This is a genomic window from Mycolicibacterium sichuanense (assembly GCF_033741125.1).
Lineage (GTDB): Bacteria > Actinomycetota > Actinomycetes > Mycobacteriales > Mycobacteriaceae > Mycobacterium.
In genome coordinates, this window is sequence record NZ_JAWQPU010000005.1 from 386,206 (window position 1) to 409,707 (window position 23,502).

The window sequence follows — 23,502 nt, forward strand, 5'->3', positions numbered from 1 at the left end:
GTCCACGCGCGCCGACGCTGGCACACGCGGATGTGACACTAGTTGCCCCCGGGCCTCCGCGGCTCACCCCCGCAAGATCAGTCGCGGGTGAGTCTGCGGTGCGTGACCCGGTGCGGGCGGGCGGCGTCGGCACCGAGGCGCTCGAGCTTGTTCTCCTCGTAGCCGCCGAAGTTGCCTTCGAACCAGAACCACTTGGCCTCGTTGTCGACGTCGCCCTCCCACGCCAGGATGTGCGTGCAGGTGCGGTCCAGGAACCAGCGGTCGTGGGAGATCACCACCGCGCAACCGGGGAACTGCTGCAGCGCGTTCTCCAGCGAGCTGAGCGTCTCGACGTCCAGGTCGTTGGTGGGCTCGTCGAGCAGGATCAGGTTGCCGCCCTCCTTGAGGGTCAGCGCGAGGTTCAGCCGGTTGCGCTCGCCACCGGACAGCACGCCAGCCGGCTTCTGCTGGTCGGGCCCCTTGAAGCCGAAGGCGGAAACATACGCCCGCGACGGGACCTCGTTCTGGCCGACCTCGATGTAGTCCAGCCCGTCGGAGACGACCTCCCAGACGTTCTTCTTGGGGTCGATACCACCGCGGTTCTGGTCGACGTAGCTGAGCTTGACCGTCTCGCCGACCTTCACCGAGCCGCTGTCGGGCTGCTCGAGTCCCACGATCGTCTTGAACAGGGTGGTCTTGCCGACGCCGTTGGGGCCGATGACGCCGACGATGCCGTTGCGGGGCAGCGTGAAGGACAGATCCTTGATCAGCACCCGGCCGTCGAAGCCCTTGTCGAGGTGCTCGACCTCGACCACCACGTTGCCCAGACGCGGGCCCGTGGGGATCTGGATCTCCTCGAAGTCGAGCTTGCGGGTCTTCTCCGCCTCGGCCACCATCTCCTCGTAGCGCCCCAGGCGAGCCTTGTTCTTGGCCTGCCGGGCCTTGGCCCCCGAGCGCACCCACGCCAGTTCCTCGACCAGGCGCTTCTGCAGCTTCTGGTCCTTGCGACCCTGGACCGCCAAGCGCTCGGCCTTCTTCTCCAGGTAGGTCGAGTAGTTGCCTTCGTAGGGGTAGGCACGGCCCCGGTCGAGTTCGAGGATCCACTCGGCGACGTTGTCGAGGAAGTACCGGTCGTGGGTGACGGCGAGGATCGCGCCCTTGTAGTCGGCGAGGTGACGCTCCAGCCACAGCACGCTCTCGGCGTCGAGGTGGTTGGTCGGTTCGTCGAGCAGTAGCAGATCGGGCTCCGAGAGCAGCAGCTTGCACAGCGCCACGCGGCGCTTCTCGCCACCGGAGAGGTGCGTTACCTCTTCGTCCGGCGGCGGGCACCGCAGGGCATCCATCGCCTGCTCCAGCTTGGAGTCCAGATCCCAGGCGTCGGCCGCGTCCAGCTCCTCCTGCAGCTGGCCCATCTCCTCCATGAGCTCGTCGGTGTAGTCGGTGGCCATCAGCTCGGCCACCTCGTTGTACCGGTTGAGCTTGGCCTTGATGGGCACGCCGTCCTCGACGTTCTGCCGCACGGTCTTGGACTCGTCGAGCTGCGGCTCCTGCATGAGGATGCCGACCGTGGCTCCGGTGGCGAGGAACGCGTCACCGTTGTTGGCCTTGTCCAAGCCGGCCATGATCTTCAGAACGCTCGACTTACCGGCACCGTTGGGGCCGACGACACCGATCTTGGCTCCCGGGAGGAAGTTCAGCGTGACGTCGTCCAGGATGACCTTGTCACCGTGCGCCTTGCGGACCTTCTTCATCGTGTAGATGAACTCAGCCATGCTTTGGGTATTGCCTTTCCGGTCTGCGAGTACTGCTCGACGAACCATCCTATGCGCGGCCGATGGCCACTACGCCGTCAGTGGCAGGCCATCGGGCTCGACCTCGTCGGCCTCGGGGTCGATTTCGTCGTCGTCGGACGGCTCCTCACTCGTCCCTTCCAGCGGGTCGGCCCGTTTGCGCTGCTCGATGCGCACGGTGGCGCGGGCGAGGTCGGGCCCGATGGCGGTGGCTCTGACGTCCGTCGACGAACGTCGATTGCCCTCACCGTCGATGTACTCGCTGGTGTAGACGTATCCGACGACGACCACCGGATCACCCTTGACCAGAGCGGCGGCTCCGGTGACCAGGCGCCCCCAGCAATCCACGTTGACGAAGAGCGAGTGCCCCGTCTCCCACTCCCCGTCGGCCGTGCGTCGGCGCGAGTTGCTGGCGACGCGGAACTTGATGACCTGCTGATCGCCGACCCGTCGGTGTAGCGGATCGGTGACGATGGTGCCCACGACGTGAAACGGAGTCTCGAACATTGCGCTTCCCTTCATCGGTTCTCTTCGGTTGACAGCGGGTGTCCCGCTGCTGAGGCCATTCAGCGACCGGCCGCCGACATCTCCGCGCAGAATTGGCCGCCGGCGCCCCGCCTGTGGATGAACCGTGGATTGGGGATGAACGCGAGACGCTAGGTTGAGCCCATGGCTCGCGCCGTCGTCGTCGGGTCCGGGCCGAACGGGCTCGCCGCCGCCATCACGCTTGCTCGCGAGGGTGTCGATGTGACCGTGGTGGAGGCCAACCACGCGATCGGCGGTGGGCTGACCTCCGGTGAGCGCACGGTGCCCGGCGTCCTTCACGACGATTGCGCCGCCATCGTGCCGACCGCGCTGGCATCGCCCTTCATGCGGAGCCTCGACCTGGCGGCCCACGGCGTCGAATGGGTGTGGCCCGAGGTCGATCTCGCCCACCCCATCGACGGCGGACGCGCCGGCGTGCTCACCCGATCGCTCGACGACACCGTCGCCGGCATGGGCATCGACGGACCGGCGTGGCGACGGTTGTTCTCGCCCTTGGCAACCCACTTCGACGAGCTCGCGCCCGATCTGCTGGGACCGCTGCTCCGCATCCCGGCGCATCCGGTGCGGATGGCGTCGTTCGGGGCGCGGGCGCTGACGCCCGCGACCGTCGTGGCCCGACGCTGGCGCACCGACGAGGTACGGGCCCTCTGGGCCGGCAATGCCGCTCACGGTTGGCAACCGCTGAACCGGCCACCCACCTCAGGCGTGGCCTTGACCTTCGGCGCGGTCGCCCACCGCTACGGCTGGCCCGCCGTCATGGGAGGGTCCGCACGGCTCGCCGAGGGCATGGCGGCGACCCTGCGCAATGCTGGCGGGGTCGTGGTCACCGGCGAGCGGGTGGTGTCCCGCGCCCAGCTGGGTGGAGCCGACGTAGTGATGTTCGATGTGGCTCCCGGCGCGGTCGCCGACCTCCTCGGCGACGCGCTACCAGCGCGAATTCGCCGAGCCTACCAAGCGTTTCGGCACGGCTCCGCGGCGTTCAAGGTGGACCTGGCGGTGGCTGGCGGCGTGCCGTGGACCGCGGCGTCTTGCCGCGTGGCCGGTACCGTGCACGTCTGCGGTTCGTTCGGCGACGTCGTCGCCGCCGAACGGGCCACCGCCGCAGGCCGGATGCCCGAACGTCCGTTCGTCGTCGTGGCCCAGCAATATCTGATGGACCCGGGCCGATCGGTGGGAGACGTACACCCCGTCTACGCTTACGCCCATGTGCCGCACGCCTATTCGGGTGATGCCACCTCGGTGATCATCGACCAGATCGAACGCTTCGCGCCCGGGTTCCGCGACCGAATCGTGGGGGTGCACTCCCGCGGTCCGCGTGAACTTGGGGTGCACGACGCGAACCTGGTCGGCGGGGACGTCAACGGTGGGGCGATGGACCTGCGCCAATTCGTGGCACGGCCGCGGTGGAGCACCGACCCGTACTGGACCGGCGTACCCGGTCACTATCTGTGCTCGTCGTCGACGCCACCGGGCGGGGGCGTGCACGGCATGGCCGGGCATCTCGCCGCGATGTCCGCGCTGCGGCGACTGGGCAAGACGCGCTAGTTCATCGGCGGTGGTGGTGTGGGTTCGTAGGGGTCGTACCACCACCAGTCGGCACGTTCCCCGAGCGGGCCGCGGCATGGCGGGACATCCGGCGGCGGTGTGGTCGGCGGGCGGGCCAGCGAGGCGTTGGTCAACGGGGCGCCCTCGGCATCGGTCACCACCAGCTCGTCGGCGGTGCCGGCGATCGTGATGCCACCCCGGTGATGCAAACGGTGATGGTACGGGCAGACGAGGACCAGGTTGTCCAGCTCGGTGGGACCGCCGTCCTCCCAATGCCGAACGTGATGAGCATGCAGTCCGCGGGTGGCTCCGCAGCCGGGGACCACACAACAGCGGTCGCGGTGCTCCAGGGCTCGGCGTAGTCGGCGGCTGATCTGGCGGGTCTCCCGGCCCGCACCGATCACCCGGCCGTGGCGTTCGAACCAGACCTCACACGTGGTGTCACACAGCAGCAGGCGGCGTTCGTCGTCGGAGAGCAGGCCGCCCAAATGCCAGGCCGCCGAACGGCTCTCCACGTCCAGATGCACCACCACCGTGGTCCGCTGCCCGTGCGGACGGTGGGCCACGTCGGTGTCCCAACCGGCCTGCACCACACCCAGGAACGCATCGACCCGATTCGGGAACGGCGGCACCCGAACGTCTTCGGAGTCGCCACCGGCGTCACTGGGATCGCTCTCCTCGCCGTGGTCGCGTCTCCATTGCGCGATCAACGCGTCGTGGTGCGACTGCACCGCGGCATCGAACACCGCCGCCTCAGGAGGTGGCAGGGTGATCCGCCACGTCGTACCGCGGTCGCCTTCCCTTCTCACGAAGGAACGTTCCGGTTCCGGGCGTGGTCCCGAATCGGGTTGGGGTTCTAGTCTGACGGCGGTCCGCAGTTGATTCACCGTCGCCACCAAGGCCAGCTCCGCGTAATGCTCATCGGACCCCGATGCTGCCCCGGCGGCGATCACCCCGATCTGATCCAGCGAGAGGCGGCCTTGGACGGTGGCTTCGGCCAGGCGGGGGAATTCGTGCAGCCGGCGCGCCACCGTCACCAGGTTCACCGCGTTGTGCGGGGAGATGCCCAACTTCCAGGCCACCAGTGCGGGCACCGAGCGGGCGCCGGTGGAGCCCCAGATCCCGTCGCGGTCGATCTCGGCGGCGATCTGCGCCAGCCGGCCGTCGATGGCGTTGCGTTGCCCGGCGAGCTCTTCCATCTCGGCGAACAACACCTCCAGCCGCTCCTGCGGAGCCAAAGACGTTGCCGGCGAAGACATGCCACCATCATCGCAGAGACGTACGACAAACCCAGGCGGCTAGCGTTCCTCGCGCTCGGACAGCTTGGCGAGCATCGCGTTGTACGCCTTGAGGTCGGCGTCCTCGTCCCGATCGGCGGCCCGGTCCATCCGCGTCGAGATGCGTTGGTCGCTGCGGCGCCATTGAACGAGCAGCGCGATCAGCACCAGAACCAGCGGCACCTCGCCCGCCGACCAGGCGATGCCACCGCCGAGCCGTTGGTCGCCGAGCAGATCGTCGTGCCAACTCAGATGCAGGGACTGGTAGAAGTCGCCGGCCAGCACCGACTTCGTGCCCATCAGCACCACGCCGAAGAACGCGTGCAGTGGCAGCGACGCGAATACCACCGCGAGTTTGGCGATCGGAGGGAGCGGTCGCGGTGTCGGGTCGACGCCGATGACGACCCAGTAGAAGAGGTAGCCGCTCAGCAGGAAGTGGACATTCATCGCCACGTGCGCGGCATGGCTGCCGACGGCGAGGTCGAAGATGCCGCCGAAGTACAGACCGTAGAAGCCCGCGACGAAGATCACCGTCGCGACGATCGGGTTGGTCAAGAATCGCGACACCCGGCTGTGCAGCGCCGCCAGCAGCCACTCGCGCGGGCCTGGCGGGGCGTCCCCACCCGCCGCGGGCAGGGCGCGCAACGCAAGCGTGACGGGCGCACCGAGGACCAGCAGCACGGGCACCAGCATCGACAGCAGCATGTGTGCGGCCATGTGCATGCTGAACATCGCGGGCATGTAGCGCCCGATCCCCGACGACGTCGCGAACAGCAACACCGCGCAACCACACAGCCACGCCACGATGCGCCCCACCGGCCAGGCGTCCCCTCGCTTGCGCAACCGGCGGACGCCCTCGAGGTACAGCGCCGCGAGCACGATGGCGGCAGTGCCGAGGATCAAGTCGAAGCGCCAGTCGAAGATCACCCGCGCAACGGTCGGTGGCCCCGCCAGGTCGTAGCCGATCTCCACCGCCGTCACCGACGGGTTGACCTCCACCGGCGGAGGCGGCGGCGTGCGGCCCAGAGCCACGGCGATGCCGAACGTCAGCCCGAACACCCCGGCCTCGACCAACGCCAGCCGGATCAGCGACCCGCGCGCGCCCGGGTCGGCAGCGACCTCGGCCACGCCACGGCGGCGCTGTTGCCACCCCAGCAGGCCGAGCACGCACAGCGCGGCAACCTTGGCGAGCACCAGCCAGCCGTAGCGGGTCTGCACCAGATCCTCGAGTCGGACGCGGATCAGAGCGTTGACCACACCGGACACCGCCATCGCCACGAAGCACCACAACGCCACCGTCGAGAACCGCCGTGCGGCGAGGTCGGCGTGCTCCCCGCCGCGCAGGGCATGGGCCAGCAGCGCCAGTAGGCCGCCAGCCCACAGGGCACCCGCGACGAGGTGGATGAACAGGCTGTTGGTGCCGAGATCGTGGGATCCGCCGGCCGACGAGTGGCCCGTCAGCGCCAGCGGCAGCAACGTCACCAGCCCACCCGCGAACAGCAGCGGCGTCCAGGACCAGCGCAGCACGGGGATGCTCACCACGGTCACGATCGCGGCCAACAGCGCGGTCCAGCGCCACGACCCGGCCACGTCGATCAGACTGGCCACCGACCAGATCGCCGACGGGTCGAGACGGCTCGCCAGCGATTGCCCGGTGACGTCGGAGACGGTCAGGGGCACCAGCAGTGCCGCGCACACCGTCCAGACCCCCGAGGCCACGGTCCCCGTCCGCAGGGCGCGGTAGCCCGACACGTCGAGGACGCCGTTGCGCTGCGGGGGAACCAGGAACGCGGCGAGCAGGAACGATCCGATGGCGACGACGGCGGCGATCTCACCGGCCGCTCGCACGAACGGCAACCCGTAATTGGTGACGGGTCCCGGGTCGGGCAGCCCGGTGGCGGTCAGGGCGTCGGCCAGCGACAGCGCGGCGAGGCATGCGGCAGTCACGCCGGCGAGCAGGCCGACGCCGAACAGGATCGGCCACACCGGGCTGGTGCGGGTGGCTGCCCGCTCCTCGGTCGTGGTCACCCGAACAGCGTATGACCCGCGGCTGGCAGCACCGTCAGGCGCTCTCCTTGCGCCTCATCAGTTCGCGCACGAAGAACTGCTCGCGAGAGAATTGCTCGACCTTGTCCATGTCACCGAGGATGTTGCGCAGCTCGCCGAGGAACGCCCGGCGGCGCTCCTCCAGGTCGGCGGCGGGCGCCAGCAGATTCTGGTCGGCCACCACCTGACGGGCGGTCGCGAACAGCAGGGCCGACACCGACTCGTTGCTGCGCACCCGGTCCTGGGCGATGTACTGGCCACCGACGCCGAGGGCAAGCTTGGTCAGCTCCTTCTCACTGATCTCCGGCGGCGTGCCCCTGAGCACGTCGGCGACGATTTCGTAGGCCTCGATGAACGGACGCAGCATGGCCCCGGCGACCAGCGGGCGCTTGGCCCGCAGCATCGCGTCGACCTCGTCACCGCCTGCCGCCACGTGCTCCTGCCAGTCCTCGTGCCAGGACATCTCCTCGGCCACGTGCTCGCGGAACGCCGCCGAGTCGGCGAAGTAGAAGTCGAACTTCAGCAGGTCGCGCAACCGCATCGCCTGAGCCCAGAAGGCGTCGAGCCGGTCGCCCTCGGCACGCCCGGCGTACACGAGCGCCAGTTCGACGATCGACGTCTCGAGGAAGGCGTGGATGAGGGTATTTCGGTAGAAGGCGGCCTCGTGTTCGTCCTCGGGGGCGATGCGCCACACCGGTTCCCGGCCACCGTCGACCCGCGTGACGGGATGTCCACCAGAGAGGGCGTCGACCGCCGACCGGACGCCCTCGGTGGTGCGCAGCCGAAGCGCACTGTTGGTCATCGGGGTCTTGGTCCGCTCCAGGTAGTCCAGCGAATCCTGCATCGTGTGATGCAGCTGATCGAGGGTGAGTGCCACCCCGCTGGTGGTCAGCAGCAACGCCGACACCAGACCGGTGGCGTTGACCGGGGTGACGCGCAGGATGCGCCAGGCGACCTCGAAGGCCATCTTCTGCATGGCCAGGCGCTTGGCGGCTTCGTCGGTCTTCATCGGGCCGTTCGGCTCGCCGAGGTACTTGCGCATCGAGACGGCTTCTGGGAAGCGGGCGTAGATCTTTCCGTAGTTCCGGTCGCCCTGCGCCTTGATGTAGTTGTAGAGCCAGGAAAGCCCCTCGGGCGTCTTCTCCCCGCCACGGGCGTAGGCCGCGTACTCCGCGGTCTCGTGCAGCTGGTCGAAGCTGATCGACACCGGCTGCAGCAGGATGTCGTCACTGCGTCCGTCGAGGTAGGCATCGGCGACGTAGGCGAGCAGTCCGAGCTTGGGCGGCAACATCTTTCCGGTCCGCGAGCGGGTGCCCTCGATGGCCCAGCTCAAATTGAACCGCTTCTCGACGATGTAACCGACGAACTGGCGCAGCACGTACTTGTAGGTCGGGTCGTCGAGCTTGCGCCGGATGAAGATGGCTCCGGAGCGCCGCATCAACGGGCCCATGAAACCAAACGACAGGTTGATGCCGGCGAACGTGTGCACCGGCGGCAGTCGGTTCTCCTGCATCGCGACGGGAACGATCACCCCGTCGAGATAGGAGCGGTGCGAGAAGAGCAGCACCGCAGGATGATTGGCGAGTGCCACGCGCATGGCCTCGACCTCGGTGCGGTCGTAGTCGATGTTCGGGTCGAAGCCCCGGCTAAAGATCGCCCGGCCGAGGGAGGGGATCAGGTCGACCGAGAACCGGCTCCACCCGGTGGCCAACTCGTCGAGCATCTCCCCCGCCGACTCGAGCGTGGCCCCAGGGATCTGTTCGAGGCCTTCGCGAAATCTGGCCGACGCCAACATCTCCGGCTTGATCAGCCGCGGCGACTTGTACTCGGGACCCAGCAACCTAAGCTCGACGCGTTCGATCGCCAACTCCGCGCGCCGCATGACGAAGCGGGCGAAGTCGCGGGGATTCTCGGCGACGGTCGTGTCGCTCCAGTTCTTCCGCAGCTCGGACACCGTCGCCGGCTCCCCAGCGACGACTCGGGCGCGAGTGGGATCCTTGTGGAGGATGCTGCGCTGCAGGAGCTTTGGCGGACGATAGGTGTCACGACCGCTGAGGAGGGCCACCACCTTGGATCGGGTGGGCAGACCGCCGGGAATCCAGAACACGCGCACGGGGACCACGGAGCGGTCCTCGTCGACTTCGAGGAGTTCGACGAGGCGCGCCAACACCGCCGGCGGCGGGTCGTCGTCACTGGGCAACTGCAGCACCTCGATACGAGCCTCGGGGTGCTTGCGGCGCTGCGCCGCCAGCCAATCATCGAGCATCTCGACCTCGGCGGCCGAGTCGACCGACGCCAGCACCAGCGCGTCGGCAGTTGGGGTGAAGCTGTGCAGGGCGTCGACGTCGATCTTCACGGACGGCCCTTCTTGGCCGGATTGGCCTTGGTAGGCGTCTTCTTCGCCGGGACCTTCTTGGCCGGCGCCGCCTTGGCGACGGCCTTCTTGGCGGGGGCCTTCTTCACCGGTACCTTCTTCGCCGGCTTGGCGCGCTCGTAGAGCGGCGCACTGGGCAGCTCGTCGAGCGGCCAATCCTTGAGCGTGTCGAGGTAGAGCTGGCGCACCTCGGCGATGCGCTCGTCGAGGTTCTCGCTCGTCCAATCGTCCACGGGAATCGGAGGAAACACCGCCACGTCCACCGTGCCCGGATTGAACGTGCTCGAATTCCGTTCGGCGATGACCTCCGCGTTGCGGATGACGATGGGAACCAACGGGACACCCGCTGCCATCGCGATGCGGAAGGGGCCCTTCTTGAACTCGCCCACCTCGGTGGTGTCCAGGCGGGTGCCCTCGGGTGCGATCAGGACCGAAATCCCCTTGCGGGCGAGCTCTTCGATCTTGTGCAGGCTCTCGACCGCGGACTTGGGATCATCGCGGTCGATGAAGGCCGCGTCCAGCGCCCGGCCGACGGGCCCCATCAGCGGATCCTTCTCGAGCTCCTTCTTGCCCACCGAGGTGAAGTTGTCACTGACGAGCCGGCCCGCGATGAACGGGTCCGCCTGATTGCGGTGGTTGAACAGGAAGACCGCCGGCCGCTGAGCCGTCAGGTTTTCCTTGCCGATCACGTTCAGGTCGATGCCGATGGAGGTCATCAGCAGCCGGGTCCACGCGGCGGTGAAGAAGTTGACGCCCGTCCGGCGGTTGCGGGTCAGCAACCCGAGACCGAGCCCGCCGGCCGCCGCGGGCAGCAGCGAGGCGATGCCCGCCGCCGTGCGCAACTGAGCCACCGGGCTGCTGCCGCTGCGGCTGGTGAAGCGCAACACCGGCCAACCCCGTTTGGCCGCAACGGCTGCCATCTTGCCGGCCGGGTTCGTCGGTCGCGGATTGCCGACCAGGTACATCAGCGCGACGTCTTCGTCACCGTCGGCGTAGAAGTAGCTCTTGCTCAGGTCGACACCGTTCTCGGCGGCGAACGCCTGCACGGCGCGCGCCTTGCCGGGACCCCAGATGATGGGCGCCCGCACCTCTCCGGTGATCAATCCGTCGTCATCGGTCTCGAACTCGTTGCTCAGGACGTTGTCGATGCCGAGGAAGCGCGCGACGGGTTCGACCTGGACGGTCAGCGCGGACGAGCTCAGCACCACGGTGTGGCCGCGGGCCTGATGGGCGCGGACGAGCGCGCGCATCTCGGGGTAGACGCGCTTCTGCACGTGCTGGACGAACAGGCGCTCCCCCAGCTCGTCGAGGTCGGTGATCGAGTTGCCGTGCAGCATCCTCGCGCCCTTGCCGATCAGGTCCTCGAACTCCGAGCGGCCGAGCTGGTGATTCAGCCCGGCCTGCACCATGCCGATGAACTCGCCGACGCTCATCTGCCCGCGCCGCAACCGATCCTGCGTCATCAGCACGCCGGTGAACCCGGCGACCAGGGTGCCGTCGAGGTCGAAGAAGGCGCCGACTTCCGGCCCCGGCGGGCTGGCCTCGATCTCGGCCACCGAGCCGGGCAACCGCAGGATCGCGTTGTTGCCTTGGCGCTCGTTCCGTCCGTCGTGCGAACTCATCGTGCGGGACTCCCATTGGCCGAGGTCGGAACCGACGTGGTCGAGGGGGCGACGTCGGAGACGAATGAAGCGGGCGTCGAACGGCCGTCACCGCCGAGGGCGAGCACCTCGTCGAACCCGGCCCGCAGGCTCCTGGCCCACAGTGCCTCGTCGGCGATGGCTGCGCGGTCGTAACGCGTCGTGATGGTGCAGTACCCGGCACGCGACACCAGCACCACCATCATCGCGACACCTGGCAACGGACCAATCCCGTAGTGCCGCAATATCTTCGCACCGGCGAGGAACGTGTCACCCGGATAGACCGGCACGTTGCTGGCCTGGACGTCGGAGTTGACCACCGAACCGGCGACCGATTCGAGGATCGCGTCTGGGAGCAGGCTGATCAGCGGCGCCATGGCGCCGACCATGTCGATCGCACGCTCCTCGCGCTTGACCATCATCTGCTTGCGTACCTTGAGAACCCGCTTGGCGGGGTCCTCGACACCGACCGGCGCGGCCAGGTTGACCCCGGCGAACCGGTTGCCGCCGGCGGGATCGTCGTCGGAGCGCAGGTTGACCGGCACCGCCATCGGCAGCGTGGCGATGGGAATGCCCTTGGCGTCGTGATACAGGCGCAGTGCCCCGCACAACCCGGCGAGGTAGGCGTCGTTGATGGAACCGCCGGCCGCCTTGGCCGCCCGGTGCAGGTCGCCGAACGCGATGTCGATGGCCTCGGTGCGGGAGGACAGGCTGCGCCGGCGCAGCAGCGGGGACGGATCGGCGACCGGTCCCATCACCCTGGCGCTGGACCTGGCGTAGTCGACGACCCCGCCAACGACCGAGACCGGGTCCCGGACCACCTTGCCGACCACCGAGGCCGCTCCCCCGATCGCGCCCCGCAGCCCACCGGCGATGGAGCCGGTGAGCTTGTTGATGCCCTCGCGCATGAGATCGGCTGGCGAGAGGTCCTCGGGGATCGGCAGCGGCGGGACGCTGGCCTGCGGAGGGTCGCGTTCGAGGTCGTAGATGTTGGCGAACATCTCGATGGCGCCGACGCCGTCGGTGACGGCGTGGCTGAGGTGCAGCATCGTCGCGGCCTTGCCGTCGGCGAGACCCTCGATCAGGGTGGCGGTCCACAGCGGTCGCGTAATGTCCATCGGCGACTGCACGGCCACCTCGGCCAGATCGAGCACCTCGCGCAGCGTGCCCGGCGCCGGGACGCGCACGCGTCGCACGTGGTAGTCGATGTTGAAGTCGGGGTCGACGACCCACCGCGGTGCCGCCGTCGGCAACGTCGGCATGACGACCTTCTGCCGCAGCCGCAGCACCTTGCGCGACGCGTGCTCGAAGCGGGCGCGGAAGCGTTCCCAGTCGGGGGTGGCGTCCAGCAGCTCGACGCCCATGATCCCCGAGCGGGTGCGCGGGTTGGCCTCACCGCGATGCAACAGATGATCGACCGCGCTCAGTTCCTCGGGAAGTCCGGCCGCCTCGTGGCCCGGCACGTCGCTCATCTCTCGTCGATCTCCTCACGCGGTCAGAGTGCGGGGTCCACGCTAGTCGGCCGCTCGATACGGCGGGTCGCATTGCAGCGTGGTCGTGCGAGGGTTGCCAGACCCACGGAGATATACACTCTTCGAGCGCTGCCTCCGTAGCTCAGTTGGATAGAGCAAGGGCCTTCTAATCCCTAGGTCGCAGGTTCGATTCCTGCCGGGGGCGCTCATCGAACTCGCTCGGCAGCGTCGGTTCTCGGGACCTTGGACCCTGGCAAGGTCCCGATCAGCGGTGATTCGCTTCGATCGTCAACGGCGACGAGAGCGAGGCGCAATCATGCGAATGAGCGGACTCTGTCTGGTAACCGCACTAGCCGCCTCCGGGTCGGCACTGGGAGTCCTAGCCGCCCCATCGGCCGCCGCCGACTGCAACTACAGCGGCGGGACCACGATCTGCGCCAGCGGAACGGTGCGTGGCAGTTCCGGCGCCCCCACCGATATCCCGGCCTATGACCCCTATCCGTGCCTCGGCGATCCGACCTGCGATTTCTATGACAACTACGACCCCGGCATCATCATCGATCCGCCACGACCGATTCGCCCGGGCAGGCCCGGTGGCGGTATCGGGATTGGCCCTAGGTGACCGGCTCCCGCACCGCGAGACCCATCCACCCTCGAAGGAGTTCCGTCATGTACCTGAGCGCCGTTCGGATCCGTCGCGCCGCCGTGCTCTGCACCATGATCGGCGCGCTGTGGTTCTCCGCCGCACCGGCGTCGGCCGAGCCGCCACCCAACTGCACCGCCGCGGATCGGGCTGGCGTGGCGGCCGGCGTCTCGGCCGCGATGTGGAGCTACCTCGTCACCCATCCCGACGTGAACGCATTCCTGACGGGCTTGAAGGGCCAGCCACGCGACGGCATTCGCGATCAGGTGCAGGCCTACCTGAACGCCAACCCGCAAACCAGGGACGAGCTGACGGCCATCCGCCAGCCGCTGACGGACCTGCGCAACCGCTGTGGCAATGACGCATCTACCCGAGCGCCGTGACATCGCGTTGATCAACGACATTCGCGAACAGCGTCGCGCTATGGCAGCCGTCGCGCGATCTCCCGCGCTCCCGCAATCACCTGCGCGCCAGCATGTTCGAGGTTCTCGGGAGTCAACCGGTGGGTGACGAAGCTGATACTCAGGGCGAACCGCGATGATTCGCCGCTGGCCGTCGGCACCGCCGCGGCGACGCAGGTGAGCTCCTCGGCGGCCTCCTCGCGATCGACCGCGAATCCCCGCTCACGAATGTCCTTGACTTCGGCCGCCATTCGTTTCATAGACGTGATCGTGTGTGACGTCAGCGCCGGCAGTCCGGCCGACGCGACCAGGTCGCGCCAGACGCTGTCGGGCATCGTCGCCATGAGGGCCTTGCCGAGCGCGGAGGCGTGCCACGGGTCGGTCTGACCGACGTCGCTGACCTTCTTCACCGCACGCCGGCCCTCGACAACCTCCAAGATGACGACCCGGCCGTCCTTGTGCGTGGCGAAGTTGACCGTCTCGTTGAACTCTTTGACCAGTCGCTCCATCGTCGGTGCGATGGCATCCGACGGCACCTGGTTGGAGAAGGCGCGCTGTCCCAGCCGGAACATCTCCCAGCCGAGGCGGTACTGGTTGGCATTGAATCGTTCGACGTAACCCAGCGCCGCCAAGCTGCCCAGGTAGCGCAGCACCGTCGCCTCGTTGAGGCCGGTCCCCCTTGCGATCTCGGTGAGATTTCCGATCTCTGCATCGGCGACGGCCGTGAGGATTCGCGCCGTGCGTTCGACGCCGACCAGGGTCGAGCCCTTCGCGGACTCCGCTTCGGTTTTCACTCAGTGAAGAGTATCAGCAACCAGTGAAGGCGACGGGGCGGAAGGCCGCGTCCGAGCTTGCGATTGACAGCACCGACGCACGGTCCTATATTTTCATTCAGCGCAATGAACTTTCATTCAGTGAAAACTGCACGGCGCCGCCCCATTTCGTGAAGGAGATCCGATGCCAATCGCAGCCGACAGCCGCACGCCGAAGGTCGACGGAGCCAGCATCCTGGCCTCCCAGGGCCTCCTGCCGGCCGACGACTACGCCCTCGTGCCGTCCCCCAAGGCATTCGACGACGGTGGCCGGTACCGGTTGGAGATCTCTGGCGTGGAACGTCTTTCGACTCTGGAGGCCCTGCTGGACGAGGCCGAGAAGCAAGACGTCTTCATCCACCGCATCATCGCCTTCGGCGGAGGCACCACCCTGCTGACCACCGGTGAGCTGAGCGACGTCGCCACCCTGTCCGCCGAGAAGGGCATCGAGCTGATCGCCGTGCCGGGTCCCCGCACCGGGTGGGACATGGGGCGCCAGGCGCTCAGCACCGAGGGCCAGGCCGGCGGCCGGCGCGTGCGCGGACTCGACAACGTCCGCTACCTGCTCGACGACTATCTGCGCATCTTCTCCACCGGCATCCGCGGCGTGCTGGTCTGGGACGAGGGCGTCCTCGACATCCTGAACAAGGCCCGCGACGCCGGCCACATCCCCACCGACGCCAAGTTCAAGATCTCCGTCTACGCGGGGCACGCCAACCCGGCGTCCATTCGCATCCTGCAGGATCTCGGCGCTGACAGCGTCAACCCGGTGGGCGATCTCAGCCGGCCGATGCTCGGCGCCATCCGGCGCGCGGTCGACGTCCCCCTCGACGTGTGGGCCGAGACGTTCGAGTCGTTCGGCGGGATGAACCGGCTGTGGGAGAGCGGTGACATCGCCCGGGTGGCCGGGCCGGTCTACTTCAAGATCGAGCCCGGTGAGTCCGAGGGCGTCATGTACAACGGCTGGGTCCGCCCGGAGTTCCACGCGGAGCTGGTGCGGCACAAGGTGCGGCACGGCGCGATCCTCAACGAGCTGGTGCGGACCAACGCCCCCGACGTCGCGGTGTCACCGGCTCCGCGCACCGCCGCGCACGCGCTCACCAACTGACACCACGACACCGGCGAAACGGAGGAAGCACGTGGGAAGACGTCACGGGGCCGCGATCATCGGGTCGGGCAACATCGGCACCGACCTGATGATGAAGCTGCGCCGGTCCGAGCTGCTCGACGCCGTGGCCATGGTCGGAATCGATTCGGCCAGTGAAGGTCTCGCGCGGGCAGCGACACTGGGCGTGACGACCACCGCCGACGGCGTCGACGGGTTGCTGCGGCTCGGCGCCTTCGACGACGTCGAGGTGGTCTTCGACGCCACCAGTGCCGACGCCCACCACGTCAACGCTGCCGCGCTCGCGGCGTCGGGCCGACAGATCGTCGACCTCACCCCCGCCGCGATCGGTCCGTTCGTCGTCCCCGCGGTCAACATGGCACAGCTGGCCGGTCACCGGAACCTGAACATGGTGACGTGCGGCGGGCAGGCCACCATTCCGGTGGTGGCGGCCCTGGCCGGGGTGACCCGGGTGCACTACGCCGAGATCGTGGCATCGATCTCGTCGCGGTCGGCCGGCCCGGGTACGCGGGCGAACATCGACGAGTTCACCAGCACGACGGCGCGCGCCATCGAGATCGTGGGCGGCGCGGCGCGCGGGAAGGCCATCATCGTGCTCAACCCGGCCGAACCGCCGATGCTCATGCGCGACACCGTCGCCGCGCTGGTGTCCGCGGCGGACCCGGCGGTGCTCGCGTCGGCCGTCACGGCGATGGTGGCCGAGGTGGCCCGGTACGTGCCGGGATACCGGCTGGCACAGGAGGTTCGGATCATCGGAGTTCCGCCTGCAGATCCGCGACGACGACTGGCCGGGCCGGCCTGCGCGTCGGAGGACCTGCTGCAGGTGACCGTGTTCCTGGAAGTCGCGGGCGCGGGCGACTACCTGCCCGCCTACGCCGGCAACCTCGACATCATGACCGCGGCGGCCGTCCAGGTCGCCGAACGTCTGGTCACGCTCACCCCGGAGCCCGTCCGATGACCACCGCCGAGGTCACCGAGGTCACCGAGGTCTACGTCCAGGACGTCACGCTGCGCGACGGCATGCACGCGATCGGCCACTCGTTCAGCCTGGCCGACACCCGGCGCATCGCAAGCGCGCTGGACCGGGCCGGGGTGGCCGCGATCGAGGTGGCCCACGGTGACGGCTTGGCCGGCGGCAGCCTGACCTATGGCGCAGGCAGGCACGCCGATGCCGAGTGGATCGCTGCCGCGGCCGACGTCGTCCGCGACGCCCGGCTGACCACCCTGCTGATCCCCGGCATCGGAACCCTCGACGATCTGCGTGCGGCCGTCGACCTCGGCATCACCTCGGTGCGCGTCGCGACCCACTGCACCGAGGCCGACATCGCCAAGCAACACATCGGCACGGCCCGCGCGCTGGGCCTCGACGTCGCCGGGTTCCTGATGATGTCGCATCTGGCGCAGCCCGATCAGCTAGCCGCACAGGCGAAGATCATGGAGGACGCCGGCGCCCACTGCGTCTACGTCACCGATTCCGGGGGCCGGCTGACCATGACCGGCATCCGGGACCGCGTGCGCGCCTACCGCGATGCACTGGCGCCGACGACGACAATCGGCGTGCACGCCCACCACAATCTCGCGCTGGGCGTAGCCAATTCGCTCGTCGCGGTCGACGAGGGCGCGCATCGCGTCGACGCGTCGCTCAGCGGGCTGGGTGCCGGAGCGGGCAACTGCCCACTGGAGGTGTTCGTCGCCGTAGCCGAGCTCAACGGCTGGCACCACGGGTGTGACCTGTACGCGCTGATGGACGCCGCCGACGACATCGTCCGGCCGCTGCAAACCCGGCCCGTGCGCGTCGATCGCGAGACCCTGACCCTCGGGTTCGCCGGGGTCTACTCCAGCTTCCTGCTGCACGCCGAACGCATCGCCACCGAGGTCGGCGTCTCCACCCGCGATCTGCTGGTCGAGGCCGGCCGGCGGTCGATGGTCGGCGGCCAGGAGGACCTGCTCGTCGATCTGGCCCTCGAGATGGGGAGGTGAGGCAGCACTTCACCGCGTTCCAGCCGGTAGATCGCGTGCCGATCGACGCCACGGATTCGCCGCACGATCTTCGGACGACCAATTCACGAGAGATGAACGACTATGGACAACGTCACTGAGTCCCTGCCTCCGCACCGGCCGACACCGTCACCGTCACCCCCCGGCGCGTCGCCACCCGCCGGGCGGCGAAACCATGGGCTGAAGCAGAACAGCCTCGGCGTGCCAAGCATCTTCTTCTACATCATCGCCGCCGCCTCGCCCCTGACGGTCGTGGTGGCGCTGTATCCGATCATCATCGGCGCAGGCAACGGAATCGGGATGCCGGGAGCGTTCGTCATCGCCGCGGTCGTGCTGATGATCTTCGCGGTCGGCTATGTGGCGATGAGCCGGCACGTCACCAATGCCGGTGCGTTCTACGCCTACGTCACCCTCGGACTCGGCCGTGTGGCTGGCCTCGGTTCGGCCTTCCTGGCGATCTTCGCCTACAACGCCATCCAGGCCGGGCTCTACGGGGGATTCGGTTACTACGCTTCGGAATTGATCAATCCGAGGTTGGGTGTCGACATTCCGTGGTGGGCTTACGCGTTCGTCGCGCTGCTGCTGTGTCTCGGACTCGGCGTGCAGGGAGTGCACTCCGGGGCGAAGGTGCTCGGGGTGTTCATGACCCTGGAGGTCACCATGATCACCATCCTCAGCCTCTTCAGCCTGTTCTCCAAGGACGTTCCGGTGTCCCAGTTCTCGTTCGAGCCGTTCCAACCCAGCGTGGTGCTCGGCGGCGCGCTCGGCGTGGCGCTGATGTTCGCCCACGCCTCGTTCATCGGATTCGAGGGCTCGGCGATCTACGGTGAGGAGGCCCGCGACCCGGCTCGCACGATTCCGCGGGCGACGTACCTGTCCATCGCGTTCATGGGCATCCTGTACGCGGTCTCCGGGTGGCTGATCATGAATGCGCTCGGGCTGGACAAGGTGGTCGCGATCGCGAACGAGGCCGGTGGCAACTTCATCTTCGTGGCGAGCGACACGATCATCGGGCACAACATCTCGCTGATCTTCCAGATGCTGATCGTCACCGCCACCTTCGCGGCCATCGTCACCTTCCACAACAACGTGGCGCGGTACATGTTCTCGCTCGGCAGGCAGGGGTTGATCTGGAAACCGCTGGGCTGGACGCTACCGAGCCGACAGACCCCGTGGGTGGCCTCGATCGTCCAGAGCGTGACCGTGGCAGTCGTCATCGCACTGTTCGCCGCGTTCGGTCAGGACCCGTTCGCGACGCTGTTCACCTGGGCAACGGGCATCGGCACCATCGGGGTGATCTTCTCGCAGCTCGTGGCTGGGATCGCGATCTTCGTCTTCTTTCGCAAGTCCGACGTCGACAAGCGCCGCTGGAATACCGTCGTCGCCCCGTTGCTGGCGGTGGTCGGACTCGGCGCGTTCTTCGTGCTCACCCTGCACAGCCTCGACATCCTGCTTGGCGTGCACGGCATCACTGCGGCGATCATGCTGTCGCTGGTCTTCGTCGCGCTGCTGGCGGGAATGGCCTATGGCCTCTACCTGCGCTTCGCCGCGCCAGAACGCTACGCCCGGGTCGGTGAGGCCCTCAACGAACGGGACCTGCCCGACCCCGCACCAGAGGCGATGTAGCCCAGCCCGACCCCGCTCGAACCCGCACGAGTCTGCCCGCCGATGAGTACATTTGTTCCCATCGATACGTACAAACGTACTTAACGGAGGTGACGATGACGTCCATCCAACGGCGCGCACGACGGCACGACCCGAACAGAAAGGAGCGCATCGTGGAGAAGGCGCTGGAGGTGCTGGCCCGCGACGGCGTCGCCGGCATCACCCACCGCGCCATCGGCGTCGCCGCCGACGTCCCACTCGGATCGATCACCTACCACTTCGCCACCCTCGACGACATCGTCCAATCGGCGTTCAGCGCACACGTGGACAAGCTGTCCCGCCGCTTCGAGGCGCGACTCGAGTCCTGTCAGGACGGGGACGACCTGATCGAGTGCATCACCGCCGCGATCACCGACGACCTCGCCGCTCACCCGAACGAACTCGCCGTCACCTACGAGTTGTACGGGGACGCAGTGCGCAAACCCCAGACCAAGCGCCTGACCCAGCAGTGGATGGAGCGGGCCGAAGACGCCCTGGCCGAGCACTTCGACCGCGCCACCGCCCGGCTGATCGACGTCGTCGTCGAGGGCCTCATGGTGCACATGTCCATTGCCCAGCAACCGATTTCGAAGAGTGAGGTGCGGGCGCTGCTGACCATGGCGGCCAGCGGTGCGCGCCGCGACCCGGCACGCCCCGACCTCTCCAACGACACCCCCATCACAGAGAAGGAATGACCATGACCCTGCACGACAAGATGTTCATCGACGGCGCGTGGACCGATGCCGCCGACGGTGCCGTCGACCAGATCCTGGCCCCCGCCACCGGCGAGGGCTTCGCCACCGCCGCTCGCGGCAGCGCGGCCGACGTCGACCGCGCCGTGGCGGCGGCCGACGCGGCCTTCGCCGGGTGGGCCGCCACTCCGGTGGGCGAACGGGCGCGCGCCTTCCTCACCCTCGCCGACCGCGTCGAGAACGACCAGCGCACCCTCGCCGAGATCGAGTCGCGCAACGTCGGCAAGCCGATCGGCCTGGCGCTCGAGGAGATGGAGATGATCCCCGACCACCTCCGCTTCTTCGCCGGCGCCGCCCGCACGATGGAGGGCCGCGCCGCCTCCGAATTCGTCCGCGGCAAGACCAGCATCATCCGGCGCGACCCCCTCGGGGTGGTCGGGTCCGTGGCCCCGTGGAACTATCCGCTGCTGATGGCGATATGGAAGATCTCGCCAGCCCTGCTGACGGGGAACACGCTGGTGCTCAAGCCTTCCGAGCACACCCCGTTCTCGGTGCTGCGGCTCGCCGAACTCGCCGCGGACCTGTTTCCCGAGGGCGTGTTCAACGTCGTCACCGGCGACGGCCAGAACGTCGGTGCCAGGTTGGTGGCCCACCCGCGGGTGCGGATGTCCTCGCTGACCGGGTCGGTCTCGACGGGACGGGCCCTGATGCGGGCATCGGCCGACTCCAACCTCAAGCGTCTACATCTGGAGCTGGGCGGCAAGGCGCCGGTGCTGGTCTACCCCGACGCCGACGTCACGCAGGCCGTCGCCAAGATCACCGAGGGGGCGTTCTGCAACTCCGGTCAAGACTGCATGGCCGCCTCCCGGCTCTACGTCCACGACGCCGTGCACGACGACCTGGTCGCCGGGCTCGAGAAGGCCGTCAAGGAGCTCGATCTCGGGGACGTCGCCAACGAGGACACCGGCATGGGCCCGGTCATCACCGCGGCCCACCGGGACCGGGTCCAGGGATTCCTCGACCGGGCCAAGGCAAGCGGTCACACCGAACTGCTCCAGGGCGACCGGCCCGAAAAGGGCTTCTACGTCGCTCCGACGGTGGTGGTGGGCGCCCGGCAGGGTGACGAGATCGTGCAGACCGAAGTCTTCGGACCGGTCACGTCGGTGACCCGGTTCGGCGACGGCGACGACGTGATCGCCTGGGCAAACGACACCGAATACGGCCTCGCCGCATCGGTATTCACCCAGAATGTCTCACGCGCGATGACCACGGCGGCCCAACTCCAGTTCGGCACCGTCTGGATCAACGATCACCTCCCCGTCACCCCCGAGATGCCCCACGGCGGCTTCAAGCAGTCGGGCAACGGCAAGGACATGAGCGTCTACGCGCTCGAGGAGTACACCGAGATCAAGCACGTGATGATCAACCACGAGGGCGCCTGACATGTCGGTCAGCGCGGTCAATGCGTTCCGCCTGCGGCCCGGTGTCAGCGCCGCGGACTTCGAACGGTTCTCCGTCGAACTCGACCGGCCGACCTGCCTGGCCTTCGACGTCGTCGTCGACTTCGAGGTCTATCACGTCGAGCGCACCGACCCGTCGGGCGTCGACGTCGTCGAGGTCATGACGGTCACGTCGTGGTCCGAGTGGGAACGGGTACGCGACACCGCGCCCGAACTCGTCCCCGTCGTCGAGCGATTCGAGCAGCTCGTCGAACCCGGCAGCGTGTCCACGCTGCTGACCCACAAATCCCCCCTCCCCCAGGAGATCTGACATGTCGACAGCACAGGACTACGACGCCGTCATCATCGGCGCCGGACACAACGGTCTGGTCACCGCGAACTATCTGGCGCGGGCCGGCAAGCGCGTGCTGGTCCTCGAGGCCCGCAAGCTCGTCGGCGGTGCGTGCGTCACCGAGGAGCTGATACCCGGAAGCAAGTGGTCGTCGTGCGCCTTCATCGCGGGCCTGCTGCGGCCGGAGATCATCGAGGAACTCGAGCTGGCGCGGTTCGGGTTGGACCTGTACCAGGGTGATGCCCTGTCGTTCAGCCTGTTTCGCGACGGCACCTCCTTCACGATGTGGAAGGAGACCGACCGCACGCTGCGCGAGATCGAGAAGCTCAACAAGAAGGACGCCCAGGCCTTCCTGGACTTCGGCGTGCGCCTGCAGCGTTTCGCCGGCCTCGTCACGCCCTACCTGTTGACGGCACCACCCGAGCGATCCGAGGTCCTCGCCGCGTTCGAGGCGGCGGGCGAGCAGACGCTGTTCAACGAGTTCACCCTGCTGTCGGTACGGGACCTACTCGACCGCTACTTCGAAGACGAGCGTCTCAAGAGCATGCTGACGTTCTTCGGGATGGTGTCGATCTTCGGCGGGCCCTCCTCCCCCGGGACGGCCTATACCTACGGTCACCACTCGTGGGGCGAGTTCAATGGCAACTTCGGCCAATTCGGACTGGCGCGCGGCGGGATGGGGGCCATCAGCGAGGCGCTCGCCGCCTCGGCCCGCCACCACGGCGCCACGATCCGCACGTCGGCACCCGTCGCTGAAGTGATCGTCGAACGGGGCACGGCGACAGGGGTGCGGCTGAGTGACGGAACGGTCATCACCGCGGCCCAGGTGTTCTCCAACGCCGATCCCAAGCGGTCCCTGCTGCACCTTCTGGCACCGGGGGTGCTGTCGGCCAAGCTCGTCCGTGACGTGGCGGCGATCGACACCCGCGGATCGATGGCCAGGATCCACCTGCTGATCGACGAACTGCCGCAGTACCTTCCGTTCCCCGACGCCACCGCGCGACCTCAGCACCACGGACACCAGCTACTCGGCCCGAGCCGGGAGGCATTCGAGGAGGCATACGAGGCGCAGCGCCGCGGCACCTTCCCCAGCACCTTCGTGATCGAGGCCGTCACGCAGTCGGTCACCGACGACTCGCTGGCGCCGGCGGGCTTGCACACTCTGACCCTTGGGATTCAACAGCTTCCCTCGCAGCTGACGGGAACCACGTGGGCGGCCGAGAAGGACAAGTGGGCCGACCTGGTGCTGGAGGACCTGTTCACCTACGCACCCAATCTGCGTGACCACATCCTCGACCGCGTCGTCATCACTCCCGAAGATCTCGACCACGAGTACCTGATCACCGACGGGAACATCTTCCACGGCAGCATGATGCTCGATCAGTTGTTCGGCGCGCGGCCGCTGCCCGAGTTGGCGAATTACCGAACGCCCGTGCGCAACTACTACCTCTGCGGTTCCGGCACCCACCCAGGTGGCGGGGTGATGGGGGCCAACGGGCACAACGCTGCCAAGGTGGCCCTCGCCGACGCAGCGGGCCACGGCGCATCGGCGTCGAGACCCGAGACCCAACGCGGCGGACGCAAGGCACCGTGGCAGCAGCGGATGGTCGGGTCGCTGATGGCGACCAGGTCGGGCCGTTGGATCGGCTACCACGCGGCCCGCCAACCGGCGCTGCGCAAGATCACCGCCTACGCCGCCCGCGTCCGGTAGTGCCCATCAGTCCGA

At 68.1% G+C, this 23,502-nt stretch carries 18 protein-coding genes and 1 tRNA gene; 11 read left to right on the forward strand and 8 right to left on the reverse strand.

Annotated elements, in window-relative coordinates; translation table 11 throughout:
- Positions 1-77 precede the first annotated feature (77 nt).
- Together ettA and SBI80_RS17795 are read right to left on the reverse strand one after the other, a co-directional pair.
- Positions 78-1,751, reverse strand: coding sequence for an energy-dependent translational throttle protein EttA (gene ettA, locus SBI80_RS17790; protein WP_318976123.1), 1,674 nt, complete (start codon positions 1,749-1,751; stop codon positions 78-80).
- Between the two features lie 69 nt (positions 1,752-1,820).
- Positions 1,821-2,276, reverse strand: coding sequence for a single-stranded DNA-binding protein (locus SBI80_RS17795; RefSeq protein ID WP_318976248.1), 456 nt, complete (start codon positions 2,274-2,276; stop codon positions 1,821-1,823).
- 162 nt (positions 2,277-2,438) lie between these two features.
- On the opposite strand from SBI80_RS17795, the gene SBI80_RS17800 reads away from it, so the two are divergent.
- Positions 2,439-3,860 carry a phytoene desaturase family protein gene (locus SBI80_RS17800; RefSeq protein WP_318976124.1) on the forward strand — a complete coding sequence of 474 codons (1,422 nt, stop codon included), beginning with the start codon at positions 2,439-2,441 and terminating at the stop codon, positions 3,858-3,860.
- On the opposite strand, the gene SBI80_RS17805 is transcribed toward SBI80_RS17800, so the two are convergent.
- From SBI80_RS17805 to SBI80_RS17825, 5 genes are read right to left on the reverse strand one after another with little or no spacing between them, the layout of a single operon-like run.
- On the reverse strand, positions 3,857-5,119 hold the full coding sequence (locus SBI80_RS17805) for an HNH endonuclease signature motif containing protein (protein ID WP_318976125.1): 1,263 nt from the start codon (positions 5,117-5,119) through the stop codon (positions 3,857-3,859). The two genes, SBI80_RS17800 and SBI80_RS17805, sit on opposite strands and share 4 nt — an antisense overlap.
- 39 nt (positions 5,120-5,158) lie before the next feature.
- Positions 5,159-7,165 carry a bifunctional copper resistance protein CopD/cytochrome c oxidase assembly protein gene (locus SBI80_RS17810; RefSeq protein ID WP_318976126.1) on the reverse strand — a complete coding sequence of 669 codons (2,007 nt, stop codon included), beginning with the start codon at positions 7,163-7,165 and terminating at the stop codon, positions 5,159-5,161.
- Between the two features lie 34 nt (positions 7,166-7,199).
- Positions 7,200-9,539, reverse strand: coding sequence for a glycerol-3-phosphate 1-O-acyltransferase (locus SBI80_RS17815; protein ID WP_318976127.1), 2,340 nt, complete (start codon positions 9,537-9,539; stop codon positions 7,200-7,202).
- Positions 9,536-11,179 (reverse strand): HAD-IB family hydrolase, encoded by a 1,644-nt coding sequence (locus tag SBI80_RS17820; protein WP_318976128.1) that lies wholly within the window; start codon positions 11,177-11,179, stop codon positions 9,536-9,538. The genes SBI80_RS17815 and SBI80_RS17820 overlap by 4 nt, the downstream gene beginning before the upstream one ends.
- Entirely contained in the window at positions 11,176-12,669 is a 1,494-nt protein-coding gene (locus SBI80_RS17825) for a wax ester/triacylglycerol synthase family O-acyltransferase (protein ID WP_318976129.1), read from the reverse strand. The genes SBI80_RS17820 and SBI80_RS17825 overlap by 4 nt, the downstream gene beginning before the upstream one ends.
- 131 nt (positions 12,670-12,800) lie before the next feature.
- Between SBI80_RS17825 and SBI80_RS17830 the strand changes: the two genes are divergently transcribed.
- Positions 12,801-12,874, forward strand: a tRNA-Arg gene (locus tag SBI80_RS17830).
- A 464-nt stretch (positions 12,875-13,338) separates the two neighbouring features.
- Positions 13,339-13,695, forward strand: coding sequence for a heme-binding protein (locus tag SBI80_RS17835; protein ID WP_318976130.1), 357 nt, complete (start codon positions 13,339-13,341; stop codon positions 13,693-13,695).
- A gap of 38 nt (positions 13,696-13,733) precedes the next feature.
- Here SBI80_RS17835 and SBI80_RS17840 read toward each other — a convergent pair whose 3' ends face one another.
- Complete coding sequence (locus tag SBI80_RS17840; protein WP_318976131.1) at positions 13,734-14,507, reverse strand: IclR family transcriptional regulator; 774 nt, start codon at positions 14,505-14,507, stop codon at positions 13,734-13,736.
- A gap of 163 nt (positions 14,508-14,670) precedes the next feature.
- Between SBI80_RS17840 and SBI80_RS17845 the strand changes: the two genes are divergently transcribed.
- The 8 genes from SBI80_RS17845 to SBI80_RS17880 all read left to right on the forward strand — a co-directional run bounded on the left by SBI80_RS17845 (position 14,671) and on the right by SBI80_RS17880 (position 23,487).
- Positions 14,671-15,633 (forward strand): hypothetical protein, encoded by a 963-nt coding sequence (locus tag SBI80_RS17845; protein ID WP_318976132.1) that lies wholly within the window; start codon positions 14,671-14,673, stop codon positions 15,631-15,633.
- Between the two features lie 31 nt (positions 15,634-15,664).
- A complete protein-coding gene (locus tag SBI80_RS17850) occupies positions 15,665-16,609 on the forward strand; it encodes an acetaldehyde dehydrogenase (acetylating) (protein WP_318976133.1) in 945 nt (314 codons plus the stop codon).
- A complete protein-coding gene (gene dmpG / locus SBI80_RS17855; protein ID WP_318976134.1) occupies positions 16,606-17,631 on the forward strand; it encodes a 4-hydroxy-2-oxovalerate aldolase in 1,026 nt (341 codons plus the stop codon). The genes SBI80_RS17850 and dmpG overlap by 4 nt, the downstream gene beginning before the upstream one ends.
- Before the next feature lie 102 nt (positions 17,632-17,733).
- A complete protein-coding gene (locus SBI80_RS17860) occupies positions 17,734-19,275 on the forward strand; it encodes an APC family permease (RefSeq protein WP_318976135.1) in 1,542 nt (513 codons plus the stop codon).
- 152 nt (positions 19,276-19,427) lie between these two features.
- Positions 19,428-19,988, forward strand: coding sequence for a TetR/AcrR family transcriptional regulator (locus tag SBI80_RS17865; protein WP_318976136.1), 561 nt, complete (start codon positions 19,428-19,430; stop codon positions 19,986-19,988).
- Between the two features lie 2 nt (positions 19,989-19,990).
- Positions 19,991-21,427 carry an aminobutyraldehyde dehydrogenase gene (locus SBI80_RS17870; RefSeq protein WP_318976137.1) on the forward strand — a complete coding sequence of 479 codons (1,437 nt, stop codon included), beginning with the start codon at positions 19,991-19,993 and terminating at the stop codon, positions 21,425-21,427.
- 1 nt (position 21,428) lies between these two features.
- The gene (locus tag SBI80_RS17875) at positions 21,429-21,755 is read left to right on the forward strand and encodes a RedY/HapK family protein (RefSeq protein WP_318976138.1); all 327 of its coding nucleotides are present in this window, start codon (positions 21,429-21,431) and stop codon (positions 21,753-21,755) included.
- Position 21,756: 1 nt separating this feature from the next.
- Positions 21,757-23,487 (forward strand): phytoene desaturase family protein, encoded by a 1,731-nt coding sequence (locus SBI80_RS17880; RefSeq protein WP_318976139.1) that lies wholly within the window; start codon positions 21,757-21,759, stop codon positions 23,485-23,487.
- Positions 23,488-23,502 lie beyond the last annotated feature (15 nt).